Annotated in this window: 16 protein-coding genes, 4 pseudogenes and 1 riboswitch; of the genes and pseudogenes, 5 read left to right on the top strand and 15 right to left on the bottom strand. The window is 60.1% G+C overall.

Annotation, left to right across the window (positions count from 1 at the left end):
- Positions 1 to 198 precede the first annotated feature (198 nt).
- On the top strand, positions 199 to 876 hold the full coding sequence (locus QNJ43_RS10770; protein ID WP_300469846.1) for a protein phosphatase CheZ: 678 nt from the start codon (positions 199 to 201) through the stop codon (positions 874 to 876).
- The gene (locus QNJ43_RS10765; RefSeq protein ID WP_300469844.1) at positions 858 to 1,403 is read left to right on the top strand and encodes a hypothetical protein; all 546 of its coding nucleotides are present in this window, start codon (positions 858 to 860) and stop codon (positions 1,401 to 1,403) included. The genes QNJ43_RS10770 and QNJ43_RS10765 overlap by 19 nt, the downstream gene beginning before the upstream one ends.
- Here QNJ43_RS10765 and QNJ43_RS10760 read toward each other — a convergent pair.
- From QNJ43_RS10760 to QNJ43_RS10745, 5 genes and pseudogenes are all read right to left on the bottom strand, one after another.
- Positions 1,323 to 1,718, bottom strand: a complete 396-nt coding sequence (locus QNJ43_RS10760) for a hypothetical protein (RefSeq protein WP_300469842.1) — start codon at positions 1,716 to 1,718, stop codon at positions 1,323 to 1,325. The genes QNJ43_RS10765 and QNJ43_RS10760 overlap by 81 nt on opposite strands.
- A 235-nt stretch (positions 1,719 to 1,953) precedes the next feature.
- Entirely contained in the window at positions 1,954 to 2,934 is a 981-nt protein-coding gene (locus tag QNJ43_RS10755; RefSeq protein ID WP_300469840.1) for a threonine/serine dehydratase, read from the bottom strand.
- Between the two features lie 148 nt (positions 2,935 to 3,082).
- The gene (locus tag QNJ43_RS27050) at positions 3,083 to 3,709 is read right to left on the bottom strand and encodes a glycosyltransferase (protein WP_346432934.1); all 627 of its coding nucleotides are present in this window, start codon (positions 3,707 to 3,709) and stop codon (positions 3,083 to 3,085) included.
- A complete protein-coding gene (locus tag QNJ43_RS27045) occupies positions 3,685 to 4,020 on the bottom strand; it encodes a glycosyltransferase (RefSeq protein WP_346432933.1) in 336 nt (111 codons plus the stop codon). The genes QNJ43_RS27050 and QNJ43_RS27045 overlap by 25 nt, the downstream gene beginning before the upstream one ends.
- A 1,376-nt stretch (positions 4,021 to 5,396) precedes the next feature.
- Positions 5,397 to 5,995 (bottom strand): annotated as a pseudogene (locus QNJ43_RS10745) (UDP-2,3-diacylglucosamine diphosphatase); the annotation flags it as partial.
- A 204-nt stretch (positions 5,996 to 6,199) separates the two neighbouring features.
- Between QNJ43_RS10745 and QNJ43_RS10740 the strand changes: the two are divergent.
- A pseudogene (locus QNJ43_RS10740) lies at positions 6,200 to 6,979 on the top strand (SDR family oxidoreductase).
- Between the two features lie 87 nt (positions 6,980 to 7,066).
- Here the strand turns inward: QNJ43_RS10740 and QNJ43_RS10735 are convergent.
- Genes QNJ43_RS10735 through QNJ43_RS10725 form a run of 3 tightly spaced genes read right to left on the bottom strand, consistent with a single transcriptional unit; the run spans position 7,067 to position 8,023 of the window.
- Positions 7,067 to 7,285: an outer membrane protein transport protein gene (locus QNJ43_RS10735; RefSeq protein WP_300469838.1), complete on the bottom strand. Its 219-nt coding sequence runs from the start codon at positions 7,283 to 7,285 to the stop codon at positions 7,067 to 7,069.
- Positions 7,258 to 7,695: an outer membrane protein transport protein gene (locus tag QNJ43_RS10730; RefSeq protein ID WP_300469836.1), complete on the bottom strand. Its 438-nt coding sequence runs from the start codon at positions 7,693 to 7,695 to the stop codon at positions 7,258 to 7,260. Before QNJ43_RS10730 ends, QNJ43_RS10735 begins: the two co-directional genes overlap by 28 nt.
- A complete protein-coding gene (locus tag QNJ43_RS10725; RefSeq protein WP_300469833.1) occupies positions 7,628 to 8,023 on the bottom strand; it encodes an outer membrane protein transport protein in 396 nt (131 codons plus the stop codon). Before QNJ43_RS10725 ends, QNJ43_RS10730 begins: the two co-directional genes overlap by 68 nt.
- Before the next feature lie 827 nt (positions 8,024 to 8,850).
- Here QNJ43_RS10725 and QNJ43_RS10720 point away from each other — a divergent pair.
- Positions 8,851 to 9,701: pseudogene (locus tag QNJ43_RS10720) on the top strand (fumarylacetoacetate hydrolase family protein).
- A 242-nt stretch (positions 9,702 to 9,943) separates the two neighbouring features.
- Here the strand turns inward: QNJ43_RS10720 and QNJ43_RS10715 are convergent.
- The 4 genes and pseudogenes from QNJ43_RS10715 to QNJ43_RS10700 all read right to left on the bottom strand — a co-directional run bounded on the left by QNJ43_RS10715 (position 9,944) and on the right by QNJ43_RS10700 (position 12,639).
- The gene (locus QNJ43_RS10715; RefSeq protein ID WP_300469831.1) at positions 9,944 to 10,582 is read right to left on the bottom strand and encodes a hypothetical protein; all 639 of its coding nucleotides are present in this window, start codon (positions 10,580 to 10,582) and stop codon (positions 9,944 to 9,946) included.
- Between the two features lie 58 nt (positions 10,583 to 10,640).
- A pseudogene (locus QNJ43_RS10710) lies at positions 10,641 to 10,886 on the bottom strand (ABC transporter substrate-binding protein); the annotation flags it as partial.
- Between the two features lie 113 nt (positions 10,887 to 10,999).
- Entirely contained in the window at positions 11,000 to 11,809 is an 810-nt protein-coding gene (gene thiD / locus QNJ43_RS10705; protein WP_300469828.1) for a bifunctional hydroxymethylpyrimidine kinase/phosphomethylpyrimidine kinase, read from the bottom strand.
- Positions 11,806 to 12,639 carry a hydroxyethylthiazole kinase gene (locus QNJ43_RS10700; RefSeq protein ID WP_300469827.1) on the bottom strand — a complete coding sequence of 278 codons (834 nt, stop codon included), beginning with the start codon at positions 12,637 to 12,639 and terminating at the stop codon, positions 11,806 to 11,808. Before QNJ43_RS10700 ends, thiD begins: the two co-directional genes overlap by 4 nt.
- Positions 12,640 to 12,734: 95 nt before the next feature.
- A riboswitch (TPP riboswitch) is annotated at positions 12,735 to 12,835 on the bottom strand.
- A 138-nt stretch (positions 12,836 to 12,973) separates the two neighbouring features.
- Here QNJ43_RS10700 and QNJ43_RS10695 point away from each other — a divergent pair.
- Complete coding sequence (locus tag QNJ43_RS10695; RefSeq protein WP_300469826.1) at positions 12,974 to 13,210, top strand: Lrp/AsnC ligand binding domain-containing protein; 237 nt, start codon at positions 12,974 to 12,976, stop codon at positions 13,208 to 13,210.
- 46 nt (positions 13,211 to 13,256) lie between these two features.
- On the opposite strand, the gene QNJ43_RS10690 is transcribed toward QNJ43_RS10695, so the two are convergent.
- From QNJ43_RS10690 to QNJ43_RS27035, 3 genes are all read right to left on the bottom strand, one after another.
- On the bottom strand, positions 13,257 to 14,186 hold the full coding sequence (locus QNJ43_RS10690) for a DMT family transporter (RefSeq protein ID WP_300469824.1): 930 nt from the start codon (positions 14,184 to 14,186) through the stop codon (positions 13,257 to 13,259).
- A 270-nt stretch (positions 14,187 to 14,456) separates the two neighbouring features.
- Positions 14,457 to 14,654 carry a hypothetical protein gene (locus QNJ43_RS27040; protein ID WP_346432932.1) on the bottom strand — a complete coding sequence of 66 codons (198 nt, stop codon included), beginning with the start codon at positions 14,652 to 14,654 and terminating at the stop codon, positions 14,457 to 14,459.
- Positions 14,630 to 15,493: a molybdopterin cofactor-binding domain-containing protein gene (locus tag QNJ43_RS27035; protein ID WP_346432940.1), complete on the bottom strand. Its 864-nt coding sequence runs from the start codon at positions 15,491 to 15,493 to the stop codon at positions 14,630 to 14,632. The genes QNJ43_RS27040 and QNJ43_RS27035 overlap by 25 nt, the downstream gene beginning before the upstream one ends.
- Between the last annotated feature and the right edge of the window lie 83 nt (positions 15,494 to 15,576).

Here is a 15,576-nt window from a genome sequence, read left to right as displayed (position 1 = left end):
TTCGCAGTAAGCATTACCGCTTTCTAAAATAGCGTTAACGAATTGGACAGATACTCGGCAGCCGACAATTCTAGGTGTGCCTCATATTCGCGGCGTTACCTTTACACGGCTTTTGAGCGGAGGCGAGAAAGTATGGCCGCAGTTAGCCCCCCTTCCGTCATGCGGGAGAAAGATTACGAAGCGATCGAATCCGCTGTCATGGAAACGACGCGAGGAGGCTGGTTCCTCGCCGAATATGCCCAACGCAACCGGTCTGCCGATACCAATATCCTGCTCGATGCAATCGGCAAGCTCGAAGGCATGATGCGCCGCGAGCGCAAGATTCCGAAGTTTGAGCGCATTCAGCTTGATCTGGCCGACATGCAGGAGGCGATCCAGCGCACCCGGCGCGAGATCGCCCAGATCAAGACCGAATCCACCGACGGCGACCGGTTTGCCGAGGCCTCCAGCGAGCTGGACGCCATCGTCACTCAGACCGAAGGCGCCACCCAGGATATCCTGCACAAGGCCGAGCTCGTTCAGGAACTGACCTGGACGCTCCGCGAACAGGGCTTGGACGAAAAGGTCTGCGACGATATCGACGCCCACACCACCGACATTTTCAGGGCCTGCTCGTTCCAGGATCTGACCGGTCAGCACACCCAGAAGGTTGTCCAGGTGCTGCGCTATCTGGAATCCCTTATCAACGAGATGATGGAGATCTGGGACGTTCAGGCCGACGACATGAAAGTCGAGGTGGGCCCGATCAATCCGGAGGAGCACCGTCCCGACGCCCATCTGCTGCACGGCCCCCAGAACGCCAACAAGGCCATTCAGCAGAACACCGTCGACGCGCTGATGGTACGTCCGCCAATTTCATGGACGACAACGACATGAGCGCGGGCGCCGGAGCGACCGAGGCGGAGGACGAAACGCAGATCGATGCGGATGCGGATCTGGAGTTCGCGCGGATAGAACCGGATGATGACGCAGCAGCAGCCGAGGCGGAGATGGCGGAAACCGGCGATATCGAAGCCGAGGCGGAAGCATCGGCCGAGACAGCGGACGCTGGCGACGAGATGGCCGTGCTCGATGAAACCGGCGATTTCGACATCAACGACATCTCCTTCGACAAGATCGAGAGCGCCGAGGTCGAGACCGAAGCTGAGGCGAACGAGCCGGAGATGATGGAGGCGGCCGCCGAAGCTCCCGAAGACATGGCCGATGAAGCGGAGAGCGACGAGGCGGAAGCCCTGGCCGAAGCTGAGATCGACATCGCGGACGAAGCCGAGGAAGACGCCTCGGAAGAAATGATCACCGCCGAAAGCGGAGCCGAGGAGAAGCTAGAGGATTCGGCCGAAGCACAGAATGTGCTGGAGGAGTTGCTCGACGCCTCGGAGGACGACGAATCCGCCGCCTTTTAAGCCGTTGCCGAGGAGCAGACGCAAGGCGCCGAGGAACTCGCCGGTTTCGAGATCGAGGAAGACGAGGACGACGCCGATCAGGCTTTCATGGACATGGAAGCCGCAGCGGACGACGATGAGGAAGAGGACGACGACAGCGCCGATCAGCTGCGCGCCCTGTCGACCGGCGAACGTCTGGCCCTCTTCAGCTAAGGCTCGAAGCCTTCCCGTCCGGACATCACAAACGTGCCCTTTCTCCCGCAGAAAGACGGCCAGGGTGACGGGATACGCCCCCACGGGGAATACGGAAGCCTCGACACCCCTCACCCGGCGCATGCGCGCCGACCTCTCCCAATGGGAGAGGTAATTGGGGCGCGTTACCAGATCCCTTGGAATGGCACGTCTGCAACGACCCGACGCAAACGTGTCCCCTCTCCCATGGGGAGAGGGTTAGGGTGAGGGGATGCGATCTCACGAGGGTACTACGAGAAACCGCCATATTTCCTCGATTCATCCGCGCCATCCTCCTCCCAAGGGATGAGATAATCAGCCAAGTCTCAGCAGGACGGACCTACCCCAGCGCACGGGCAAGCATCGACGTCTCGATGTTGCCGCCCGACAGAACGACGGCAATCGTGCGCCCCTTCGCCTCGATCCGCCCCGACAGAAGCGCTGCGAGGGCCGCGGCCCCGCCCGGTTCCGCCACGAGCTTCAGTTCACGAACCGAATAGGCGACGGCGGCAAGCACTTCCTTGTCGCTCACCGTCAGACCGCGCGCGCCACGGCGCTTGTTGATCTCGAAATTGATCTTGCCCGGCGAAGACGCCATCAGCGCATCGCAGACGGAACCAGAACTCGCCGTATTCGACAGACGCTCTCCCGCCTCAAGCGAGCGCGTGTAGTCGTCGAAATCTTCCGGCTCGACCGGATGAATGGCCGCCTTCGGCAACGTTTCCTCACGTCCGAGCGCGATACCCGCCGTCAGCCCGCCGCTGCTGCAGCTCACCAGAACGGCCTCCGGCTCAAGCCCCATCGCCGCCGACTGATCCGCGATCTCCAGCCCTACAGTGCCCTGACCGGCGATCACGCCCGGGTCGTCGTACGGATGAATGAAGGTCGCCCTCGTACGAGCCTCGATATCGTGAGCAATGGCTTCGCGATCGTCCTTCTCACGGTCGTAATGGACGATCTTGGCGCCGCTTGCGGCCGTGCGTTCCATTTTCAGTGCCGGAGCATCGACCGGCATGACGATGGTCGCCGCCATACCGAGAAGCCGTGCCGCTTCCGCCACCCCTTGCGCGTGATTGCCGGATGAACACGCAACCACGCCCTTGGCCCGCTCCGCTTCCGGGATCATCGACAGCCGGTTGAAAGCGCCGCGAAACTTGAAGGTTCCGGTGCGCTGCAGGCATTCCACCTTGATCAGGATGCGCCCACCGGTGCGTTCGTCAGGGACCGGGAAATTGAGAAGCGGCGTGACGACGGCATATCCGCGAATGCGTTCGCGCGCCGTGCACACGGCTCCCGGGTCGGGGGGCGGCAAAAGGCTCATGGGAGGGAACTCCTGAAGGCAACCGGAGCCATCCGCGCGGCACACGGAGTACGCGCCCTGAGTTCCGATCGAAGCAGACTGACGTCAATCAGCGTAGCAGCCGCCCGGCCTGCGAGCAAACATCGCGATTGAGCGCAGGATGCGCGCCCTACTCCGCCGCCTTGCGCTCAGCCACCCCTTTGGCTTCCAGGATATTGTCGAGAAACTGCCGCGCAGCCTTGGCCAATGTATACTCAAGCGCCACCTCGCCGCACCGTGTGCGGTCGATACCCAGCGCCTTGAGTGCCGCCTGGCCGAGATCCTCGTCCAGAACGCCCGCACCGGTTCCACCCAGAATATCGAGCGACCCGGTCACGGGAAAGGCGGCCACCGGCACGCCGCTTGCCAACACTTCCAGCACCACGTTACCGAACGTGTCGGTCAAGCTGGGAAAGACGAAGACGTCGCCGGCCGCATAATGGGCCGCCAGTTCCTCACCGAACTTCGCACCCGTGAAGTGCACGTCCGGATAGTTCCGCTTCAGGTCCTCAAGCTGCGGCCCGCCCCCCACCACAACCTTCGATCCCGGCAGATCGAGGCCAAGGAAAGCCTTGATGTTCTTCTCCACCGCCACCCGGCCCACATGCAGAAAGATCGGCCGAGGCAGATCGCACAAGACCTCCAGCACCTCGTCGCATGGATGGAAAAGCTCGTGATCGACACCGCGCGACCAGATCGAAAGACGATGAAAGCCCCTCTTCTGGAGATCTTTCAGAAGACTTTCGGTCGGGACCATGCATCACGCCCACCGTTGTGAAAGCAGCGGACAAACGGATGGATCCAGTCCGCCGGAATAGGCAGACGCGCATTGATATACTCGGGGAACCTCGTTCTGAAGCTGGTCGTGAACCCAATTCCGAGCTTCCGGCATGCGACACTTGCCGCCATCCCAATCGGGCCTTCCGTATTGAAATGAACCCAATCCGGCTTGAACTCATCGATTATCCGCCTCATGTGAGACGACCTCAGAAGCGACAGGCGTATCTCGCTGTATCCCGGACACGGAACAGTGAAAAATTGCGAGGGTTCGACAACGCGAACTTCCATTCCGATCTTTTCCAACTCCGCAACGTGGATCAGTGATGTTTTCGCAACACCGTTGACTTGCGGCGACCAGGTATCACTTCAGAATAGAATTCTCTTCATGAGATTCGCCACTCACCGTTTCAAGTGGCGAAGCTATTATCTCGCTGAAATGACAATTTTAATGAAATATAAAACAAGATTTTAATATTTGAAATACGATCTTTCCCGATGAAATTTGTAGTCACTTCGAAGATAAAACTCGAAATAAAAAATAAATCAAGTAAATAGATAAATACGCGATGCCCCGCGGGGCGAGGATCCTTGTACCCAACACCCGATAGAAATTTGACTTTCTCTGCTTCGCTAGAAAGAACCCAATATTCAAAAGATCTCCACTCAACATATAGACGAGGAAAAGAAAAAATAATATGCCGATGAAGCAGATAGTAATAATAGTAAAATTTACGTTAAAAAATTCCCTGCAGTGGATGCTTGCTAAACATAGATATTTACGATACACATCGACGCTAGAAACTTTGCCATCACATAAATTTCAGAATAAATGAGGAATTTTTCTCTTATTATAGAAGAAATTTCTCCCTCACCGCACTTAGTTCTACTAACGTTATTCCCGATCGCGATCATCTCAATCGAGACCGATACAAAACAGACGATTGCGATCAAGGTGACAGTAAGAAGCATTGCATTCAGTATGAGATATTATGCTCCGACGTTCGTTATGAATCGTTGGTCGTCGCTGGACTGATTCACAAACCAATACAATTCCTGCGTCGTCTTCGGGTCGGTCAGATCTCCGATGTAATTGGTCGTGAACATCAAGGCGGCAACGAGAATGAACAAAATGGTCCCAACCAAGCGAATGGGCGATATTTTTCTCTTATTCTCGGAGATCTCATCTACATATTCATGCAGTGATGACCACGTATAAACAGAATTTACGAATATAAATATTGCAGCCGATACATATAGCGGGCAGACTACCGCATATAGAAAGATATTATGGATATCGTCGAAGAGATATATCTGATTAGTATCTGCCCCTTTGGAGATTCCATAATATTCCGTCAAGATCGCGGGGATATAGCCCCAATAAACGAATTGAATGCACACAGAACGAACCAGACGCCCCATCCGACAACCGGGATTTCTTTTAAACAGGAAAACGTTTTAAACGATATTGCATAGAACTAAGACACTCGGCTCACCCGGGTTCTGAAAATAATCCCCTTTAGACAATTACAGAGCCGACACGATGCCATTCGCCTATATGAGTTCCCCACCGAGACCATCGAGAACTCATTAAAGCGACCCTAGAGATTTTATGCAACCGCCTGATGATGGGCGAGCTGTACCGGCGTTCCCGCCCGGCACATGCCCGCCCCGCGCCTGCGCGCCTCGTCCGCCAGCGTCTCCTCGAACCGGCCGATGAAATTGACCGCGTTCTTGACCTTGAGCTTGGCCCAAGCCGACAGCGACCAGTAGTGAAAGCCGAGCTTGCGGCGGACGGCGTTACGCCCGTGTTGACGTTGAGCGCGGTGACATAGGCCCAGTCGCCCAGGAAGGCTAGCCATTTGGCATGGCGCACGACCACGTCGAACTGGTCGCCGTGAATGACGAGGAACTTTTCTCCGACCGCCGTTTCGTGCAGGCAACTGTCCATCACCTCCACACCGCCGAAATTGGTGCCGAGATAATCACGCAGGAATTCATCGTGATTGCCGGACACGTAGACGATGCGTGCCCCCTTGCGCGCCTTACGCAGCAGCTTCTGCACGACGTTATTGTGTTCCTGCGGCCAGTGCCAGCCCTTGCGCAGGCGCCAGCCGTCGACGATATCGCCGACCAGATAGACAGTCTCGGCATCGTGCACGCGCAAGAAATCGAGCAGCAACCCCGCCTGACAGCCACGCGTTCCAAGGTGGATGTCGGACAGAAACAGGGCCCGGTAGTGTTGCGGCTCCGTCGGGGCGTTCATGTTCCGCTCTCCATTGCGAAAGTATGGCTGTTATTGGCGATTCACGTCTCACTATTGTGACAGTTACCCGTTTCTTGCCCTTTTGTTCTTGGCCGCCGACCGCGCTCGCGCACAGTACCGGTAGTGGCTCCATAGTGTTTCAACCATCGTGAAATATGCGATAGGAAGATAGGCACGAATTCTTCAAGGATTGGGAAACGCGACATGGATCTAGGTATTGCCGGACGCAAGGCGATCGTTTGCTCCTCCAACAAGGGGATTGGGGCGCGGTTGTGCGGAAGCCCTAGCCCAGACGGGATGCGAGATCGTGGTCAACGGCCTAAATGGCCTGGCTCTCAAGGAAAGCGCGGCGACCATTGCCGGAAACAACGGCGCCACGGTGATTCCGGTCGTCGGCGACGTGTCCGATCCCGGCGTTCAGCGCGCGCTGCTGGCCGCCTGCCCGGGGTCGGACATTCTCGTCAACAATAACGGCGGCCCGCCCCGCCAGGACTTCCGCGAACTCGACCGCAAGGCGATGGCCGCAGGCGTTGTCCAGAACATAATCACGCCGATCGAGTTGATCCAGGCGGTTGTCGACGGCATGGCGGAGCGCGGTTTCGGGCGTATCGTCAACATCACCTCCATGTCGGTGCGCATGCCGATCGAGGGCTGGACCTTTCAAGCGGCGCACGCGCCGGGCTGACGGCCTTTCTCGCCGGCGTCTGCCGTCAGGTCGCGGGCAGCGGCGTGACCATCAACAACCTGCTTCCCGGCAAGATGGATACCGACCGCCTGAAGGGCGGGTTCGAGCGCGCCGTGACCCAGACCGGACAGACAATGGAAGCGGTACGCGCCGCACAGGCTGAGAAAATTCCGGCCAGGTGCTTCGGCACGGCGGAGGAATTCGGCCAGACCTGCGCCTTCCTGTGCTTCGTCCACGCCGGATACATGACGGGGCAGAACATCCTGCTCGACGGCAGGCTCTACCCGGCCGCGTTCTGAGGCTCCTCGGACGAGGAACTGAGGCAGATATCAAAAAAGGCCGGCGTTTCCCGCCAGCCTTTTTCATGATCGATGCGGATAACCGTCTTACCAGGTGTAGCGAACCGCGGCCGACACGATGTTGACCGAGGAGTCCACGCTGCCACTATAGGTGAACACGCCGTTATAGTCCTGATAGTTCGGATCTATGTTCACCTTCGTATCGTTGGCGGAGAACAGATGCGAATAGGCGAGATCCACCGACAGGTTTTCCATCGTCTTGTAGGAGAGACCGGCGCTCAGCCAGATGCGGTCGTCATCCGACAAACGCAGCGACCGGATGTCCTCGGCGGCATCTCATAGGCGGCACCGGCGCGCACCGTCAACTTCTCGTTCCAGTCATACTCGGCACCAACCACGAAGAACCAGCTGTCCTCGTAGTTGAACGGCAGGGTCCTGAGCTGCGTGCCGGAATCCAGCAGCACGGCGGGTTCCTTAAGACGGCTCCAGTTGGTCCACTCGATCGTGCCCATGATCCGGAAAGTGTCGGTGATGCGCTGCTTGGCGGACAGGATGAGCATGTCCGGCGTCGCCATGTTCGCCGAGATATCGTAGGTGCCGGCAGGCAGCAGCCCGATCGCGGTCGGGGTACTGAAGTTGCCGTCAAGATCATGAAAGATGGCGGAGCGATAGCCGAGATCGATATTCGGTGCCTTCCATCGGCGTGAAGAGAACACCCGCCGTCAGGCCGAACCCGATATCGTCACCGGTCAAACCCGCAGTACCGGACCCAGCCGGCAAGCCCGTCGCGGAGGTCAGGCGGATATCGATATACTGAAACTGCATGCTCAGCGCGACGGAGAGCATGTCGTTGAACTTGTAGCCGACCATCGGATTGACGTTGACCGAGAACACTTCCGAGGTTCGCGCGAAGGTCTGGCCCGACCAGTCCGGTCCAGCCTTGGTCGCCAGGCCGAACTGGCTGTTGATCGCAAGACCCAGATACCAGCTTTCATCGATCTGGTAGCAGGTGTAGCTGGCCGGGATCCAGGCGTCGTTGTCCATGTCGCCGCTGTCGTTGCATCCGGCGTGATCACCGCTTCGGGAACGATCAGTGAATGGTGCGATTCAGAGACGAGCCCAATCGTGTTGGTGACCGTGGCCGGGTTCCAGAAAATCGAGGAAACGGAGTCCCCGCCCGCTGCGTTACCGGCAAACAACGATCCCTGGTAGTAGGCGCTCTGTTCGCGGAGCGCGAAGTCGCCCGCAAAGGCCTGGCTCGCGCCTGTAGCGAGAACCGCCACGGAAACCGTGAGAAGAAGGTGCTTTTTGTTCAATATGAGCGTCATCCGTTCCCCAATACTGCCTCGACAGCCCGTAATTCGCTATTCGATTACCCTTATTTGCGAGGACGGTAGCGACACCGGATAAGTACTGACAACAGCCGCACGCCCTATAACGCGGGCACGGCCAAGAACAGTGAGAAGAACAATTCGACGGCTTTTTTGCACTGCACCGTGGCGGCCATTCGGAAACGGTGCGTCAAATGGGGCTTTGCACTGCCAAAAGGGAGATATTCAGCTGAACAACGTGACGATTGCACACTTTTTGTGCACACAAAACATTCACAATGATGACCGTCACCATCGCCACATCGCCACATCGCCACATCGCCACATTTTCTTCCCAATGTTGCTGAATCGTGACAGTTCTGTGGCGCGTTTGCCCGCCCGTTCCTGTCGATCGCCGCGAATGGCGCGGCCAAGCCCGGAAACATGCCTCGAATCGTCGCCTCGTGGGACATCGAACGCAATGCTTTCCCTTAAATCCGCTCAAGCCAGCGACCATGATCGCGCACCTTCACAACACCACGACGAATTGGGGAAACGTCCATGAAACTCGTCCGCTTCGAAGCCATCGGCTCGGAAAAACCGGGACTGCTCGATGCAAACGGCGCCGTTCGCGATCTCTCCGCACACACGCCGGACTTTGCGGGCGACAGCATCGGCCTCGACGCCGTGAAGCGTCTCAAGACAATAGAGATCCGGAAACGCTGCCCCTTGCCCCCGCGGGAACCCGCCTCGGCTCGCCGCTGGCGCGCGTCAGCCATTTCCTCGCCATCGGCCTCAACTACGCCGACCACGCAGCCGAAGCCGGAATGCCGATCTCGGCAGAACCGATCGTGTTCTCCAAGGCGCCGAGTTGTTTGTCGGGGCCCGATGACGACGTTATCCTGCCGCCGGGTGCTGAAAAGACGGACTGGGAAGTGGAGCTTGCCGCCGTCATCGGCAAGCGCATGTGGCAGGTGAGCGAGGCGGACGCGCTGTCCTACGTGTCGGGCTATACGGTCTGCAACGACGTTTCCGAACGCAAGTGGCAGACGGAAGGCACGGGCCAGTGTATCAAGGGCAAAAGCGCCCCGACCTTCGGCCCGCTCGGCCCCTGGCTGGTTACGCCCGAGGAGATCGCCGATCCGCAGAAACTCGACATGTTCCTGGATCTGAACGGCACGCGCATGCAGACCGGCACCACCGCGACCATGATCTTCTCGGTCGCCAAATGCCTGTCCTTCATCTCCACGATGATGGCGCTGGAACCGGGCGACGTGGTCACCACCGGTACCCCTCCGGGTGTCGGCATGGGAAAGAAGCCGCAGGTCTACCTCAAACCCGGCGACGAGATGCGGCTGGGCGTCGAGGGGCTCGGCGAGCAACACCAGAAGGTGGTGGCGGAAGGCGCGTAAGCGCGCCATTGGCTTGGCGCAGATTTTCCCGGGCGGGCGGCATCTCGGGTCGCCCGTCCCTTTCCCAATTATCCCCGACCTTTCAGTCATCATCCCCCGGCGAGATCCGGGGGATCCATATCGGTCCGCGTACTCGGTGACCTGATGGATTGCCCGGACGAAACCGGTCATGACGGCGGAGGAAATGACGACAAGAAGCGAGCACGACAGACGGCTCGCGCCCTTTAACGCAGATCTCCCGGTCAGACCCTTGCGTTCAGGAACAGCACCTCGTTCGTCCGACTCCACGGCTGCATGATTGCGCAGGCTGCCTTGAAGCTGCGATAGACTTCCGCATCCACACCGCCCTTGTCCTCGAATTCCGCGAGCAACGCATCTTCGGGGAATTGCTTGAGCTTGACGCCGTGCTCCTCGGTCAGCGTGCGAAGCTGGTAGGCGTTCATCCATTCGCCTTCCGCCAGCCCAAGCGCATTTTCCGCGCGGATGGCATGCACGACGATGGCGCGCAGATCCTCCGGCAGACGGGCAAGAGCGGCCGCATTCACCAGCGCCTCGCCGGTGCCGTTCGACTCATGCCAGCCCGGCGCATAGTAGAGCTTGGTGACCTGATGGAATCCCATGGCGAGATCGGAGGACGGCCCGAGGAACTCGGTCGCATCGATCACGCCGGACTGCAGTGCGGTCAGGATTTCCGAGGGCGGGAGAGAGACCGGCGTCGCGCCGAGCCGCCGCATGACCTCGCCGCCAAATCCCGGCATGTGGATCTTCAGACCCTTGAGATCCGAGGCGGATTTGATCTCGCGCTTGTACCAGACGCCCATCTGGAAGCCGGTATTGCCTTCCCATGAAGGGCTTGACGCCGAAGGGTTCGTAAAGTGCATCCCATACCTCCTGCCCGCCGCCGCGCTCGATCCAGCAGGAATGCTCAAGCGGCGTGAAGCCGAAGGGGACGGCCGTGAAGAACGGGGCGGCGGACATCTTGCCCTGCCAGAGGAACGAGGCGGAGTGGCCGAGCTCGATCGTCCCGCCCGCGACCGCATCGAAGACTTCCAGCGAAGGCACCAGCTCACCGGCGGCATAGAGATCGACCGTCAACCGCCCGCCGCTCAAGGTACCGATGGCTTCCGCGATCCGCCGTGCGGAAACGCCCGGCCCCGGCAAATCCTTCGGCCAGGAGGTCGCCATCTTCCACGTGATCGTCGATTGCGCGATTGCGGGGCTTGCAAGCCCCGCGGCCGCCGCGACGCCACCTGCCGCACCGAGTGTCAGGGCCTGGCGTCGGGAAACCGTCTGCCGATTCATGTCGTTTCCTTCCAGAATGCATGGAAATGATGCACCGGCCCGTGTCCTTGGCCGATATGCAGCGTGTCGGCCGCCGCGATGGCCGCCGTCACATAGTCTTTGCCGAACCCCACCGCCTCGCTGAGCGACAGACCGCGCGCGCACCCGGCCGCAATCGCGGAGGACAATGTGCAGCCGGTGCCGTGGGTGTTGTTCGTGGCGATGCGGGCGGCCTCGTACCAGTGCTCCCCCGCCTTATCGAGCAGAAGATCGGCGCTCTCCCCGCCCATACCGTGCCCACCCTTCAGGAGCACCGCACCGGGGCCCATCGCCTTCAGCTTGAGCGCCTGATCGCGCATCGTCTCGCGCGTCTCGGCGACCGGCGCATCAAGGATGCGCGCCGCTTCACGCAGGTTCGGCGTGATGAAATCTGCCAGAAGAAAGAGCCGTTCCACCAGAAAACTGACCGCATCGTCGACGATCAGATGATCGCCGGAAGTCGCAACCATGACCGGATCGAGCACGACGTTCTTCACGTCCCAGCGCTCCAGTCCGGAGGCCACAGCCTCGATCGTGTCGATACGCGACAGCATGCCGATCTTGGTGGCATCCACCTTGAGATCGGAATAGACGGCATCGATCTGCGCGGTAACGAAATCCGAGGGAACATCGTGGATACCGGTGACACCACGCGTATTCTGCGCGGTTAGCGCCGCAATGACGCTCGCCCCGTATACGCCCAGCGCCGAAAATGTCTTGAGATCGGCCTGTATCCCCGCCCCACCGCCGGAATCCGATCCGGCTATCGTTACCGCAATCGACGTCATGTCGCTGTCAGCTCCCTTGTGGTTTCCCGCCCCGGGACGGCGAGATCCACCGCCTTCAGGCATTCTTCGTTCGCCTTGATCCGGCGCTTCACGTCCCTCTCGCTCACAGCATGCAGCGCATCCAGAATCGCAATTGAAAAGCTCTTCGGGCCGTGCGCCTGCCCGGCTGCGATCTCGCCCGCGATATTGACGAGGGACAGCCCCGTCGCCGCAGCGACCAGAGGCGCACGCTCCACCACGCAAGCAGCAGCGATCACCGCCGTCATCGCCGCGCCGAGCCCGGTCGTCAGCCCCATCATCTCGTGCCCGTTTTCGAGCATGAACTGACGCCTCCCGTCGCTAACCGTATCCACGACACCGCTCAACGCGACCGTGATGTCGCGGTCTCGGGCAAACCCGGCGATCGATTGCTTCTCAGGCAGAAGCGCCAGCAATTCCGTAACGTTGACGCGAACCACGCTCGGACGTCGCTCAAGCAGGCGCAGGGCCGCATCGCGCTGCGCGGGCGAACGATCGGTCATCGAGGGATCCAGCACCCAAGGCACGCGGATCTGATTCGCCGCCTTGACCACGTCATCGAGAGCGTCGATGCCGCTCTCATCCAGCACATCGAGATCGACGAACAGCGCATCCACCACTTCCACGAAGGCGGATGCATCGCTTGCGCTGGTGCTCATGGAGGGTACGGGGCCGAGCGCTCGCAGGATGCCGGAGGTCGCAGACTGCGTCAAAGCGCCGGTGATGCAATGAACACGCGGCCTTATGGTGCGCAGCCGCTGCAGGACACACGCAGTTTCAAGCAAAACCGATACCTTCCGGGATACGCTCATCTGACGACACACTCCGGGCAAGCAGACAACCTGGCCGCACGGAAGCGCGGTGCATTTTGGGGGAAGGTCGGGGCCGGCGACATCCGGCGCTGATGGATTCAGTCATTCCAATTCCCTCCGCCGGCATAATCCGATTCAGGTTCGAGGGGTTGGCACGAAGCCTCTAAGCCCTTGTAGGGCACCTCCATTGGATGAATTAACACCTAGTAGGAACGACCAGCCGTGACAAGAGCGACGGTAAAGCGCTGTTCGTCGTTGCACACCGAACTTGCCCCAGGCCGTCCAATCCGTTTGATTGGGGCGATTCAGCTTTCACCCTTTTCGGGAGACATCCATGGTCCCCTTCTTTGTCCTCATCAAATGCAAGCTCAGCAAGTCCTACGAGGTTGCCAACGAGCTGGCAGACGCCGAAATCGCCTCGGAAATCTATTCCACGGCGGGCGACTACGATCTGCTTGCAAAGTTCTACGTGGAGAACGACATCGATATCGGCCAGTTCGTGAACCAGAAGGTTCACTCCATCACCAACATCGTCGACACGAAGACGATGCTCACCTTCAAGGCGTTCTGATCGCGCTCGCCTGAACGCTCCCGCTCCGCACCTCATCTCGCTCGCCCTAAGATTTGCTGGGCGTGGAGGCACACCGGGAGCGGGTGCGGTCGATGCCGAGATGCTGTTCGCGGTAGAGCACGAAAAGTCCTGCCGCGATCACGACCGCCGCACCGGCGATCACCGTCGGCCCAGGCACCTCATCGAACATCACCCAGCCGAGCGCGGTTGCCCAGATGATCGTCGTGTAGTCGAACGGCGCGATGGTGGAGGCATCGGCGAAGCGATAGCTCGTCGTCATCAGGATCTGCCCGAGCCCGCCCAAGAGCCCGGTCGCCACGATCATGCCCCACTGCCAGCCCTCCGGCATGACCCACGTCTGGCTCGGCCAGATGGCTTCGAGCGGAATGGTCGTCAGGGCCAGAACCGAGGACGAGGCGGAGAACCACAAAACGATGGTCGCCGAGCGCTCCGAAGTAATCAGCTTGCGGACGATGATCGCCGCACCCGCCATGAACAGGGTGGCTGTCAGCGCCAGGCTGGCACCGATTGCGGTTTCCTGATCGAGTTGGCTAGAGCCGAGGTTCGGCGCCAGAATGATGACCACGCCGACGAACCCCACCCCGACCGCGCTCCAGCGATAGACGCCGACAATCTCCTTCAGGATGAAAACCGCCATCACCACCGTCAGCAGCGGTGCGGCATAGCCGATCGCGGTCGCATCCGGTAGCGGGATGAAGGCGAGCGCGGCGAAATTGAGGGACATGGCCGTCACGCCGATAATGGCGCGCAGGAAGTGGCCGAGCGGCCGTCGCGTCTTGATCGCAACGGGAAGCTGGCCTTGCGCCGCCATCATCACGAACACCGGGATCATGCCCAGGAAATTACGCGCGAACACGACTTCGCCGGTTGGAATCTCGTCAATGATCAGCTTGATAATCGCCGACATCAACGTGAACGTGATGGTGGAGAGAACCTTGAGGGAGATGCCGGTCATCGGCCGGCGAACCGTTTCGTAAACTGGCGTCGGAGACGCACCGAAAGACATGTAGGATAACTGCTTTCAGGCCACAGTTGCCGTGGCTCTCGGGTGTCGGCGCGGGAAATTCGGACCCGAAACGCCAGAGTTGGAGCAACAACCCTAGTACAACCGGTCTTGCTGTTAAATTACCGCGTAAGCAAAAAATCACCCTTTGCATGTCCTCCGAGGCAATTTGTCTCTTATCCCGAGAGCGCCACTTTTGCCCGCGCTCTCGCCGCCCGGCTCTCAGGTTTGCGCCGCCTGAATGGCCCGCCACACCCGGTCCGGTGTTGCGGACATATCGATATGCGCCACGCCCGCACCACGGCGCAACGCATCGCCCACCGCATTCATCACCGCGCCGCATCCGCCGATCGTGCCGGCCTCCCCGGCCCCGGCTCCCTTGATGCCGAGCGCATTCATGATGGGCGGAAATCGAACCACGGCACGTCCCCGGCGCGCGGCATGGCGTAGTCCAGAAACGACGCGCTCAGAAGCTGGCCGTCCTCGTCGTAGACGGTGTTCTCCATCAGCGCCTGTCCGATCGCCTGAACGATCCCGCCGTGAACCTGACCGGCCAGCAGCAGCGGGTTCACGGTGACGCCGAAATCGTCGACGATCGTGTAGCGCACAATCTCGCTCACCCCCGTCTCCGGATCGATCTCCACCTCGCAGATATGCGTTCTGTTCTGATAGGTCGCTTCCGTTTGCTCGATGCGCGCCTGGGATGCCAGATCCTGCGGATCGCCCGCATGGGTCGCGACCTCCGCGAAGCTGACCGACTTGTCCGTGCCGACCACGCGCACGCTGCCGCCATCGAGTTCCAGATCCTCCGCCCCGGCTTCCAGAAGATCGGCCGCCAGCGCCTTGATCTTGTCCGACAGGATGCGCGAGGCGGTATCGACGGAAGGGAGCCCGAGCGGGATGGAGCGCGACCCGCCCGTTCCGCCGCCGGTGGCGATAAAGTCGCTGTCGCCCTGCACCACGTCGATGCCATCCATATCGAGCCCGAGGATCTCCGCCGCCACCTGGCCGTAGGCCGTGGCGTGGCCCTGCCCGTTGGTCTGCGTGCCGATCAGAAGCGTCACACGGCCCTTTTCATCGAGCCGCATGTTTACCTCTTCCGAACCCGCGAAGGCGCAGGCCTCGATATAGGTCGACATGCCGATGCCACGATATTTGCCGCGCTCGCCCGCTTCCTGCGCCCGGGCCTCGAAGCCCGCCCAGTCGGCCTCGTCGAGCGCCGCATCCAGATGAACGGAAAAGGCGCCGGTGTCGTACATCCGGCCCGTTGCGGTCGTATAGGGAAGCTTGTCGTCGGCAATGAAGTTGCGGCGACGGATTTCGGCCGGAGACAGGCCCATCT

The sequence above is a fragment of the Breoghania sp. genome (genome assembly GCF_030066895.1).
In the GTDB taxonomy this organism is placed as follows: domain Bacteria; phylum Pseudomonadota; class Alphaproteobacteria; order Rhizobiales; family Stappiaceae; genus Breoghania.
This window is presented reverse-complemented; position numbering and strand designations above follow the sequence as displayed.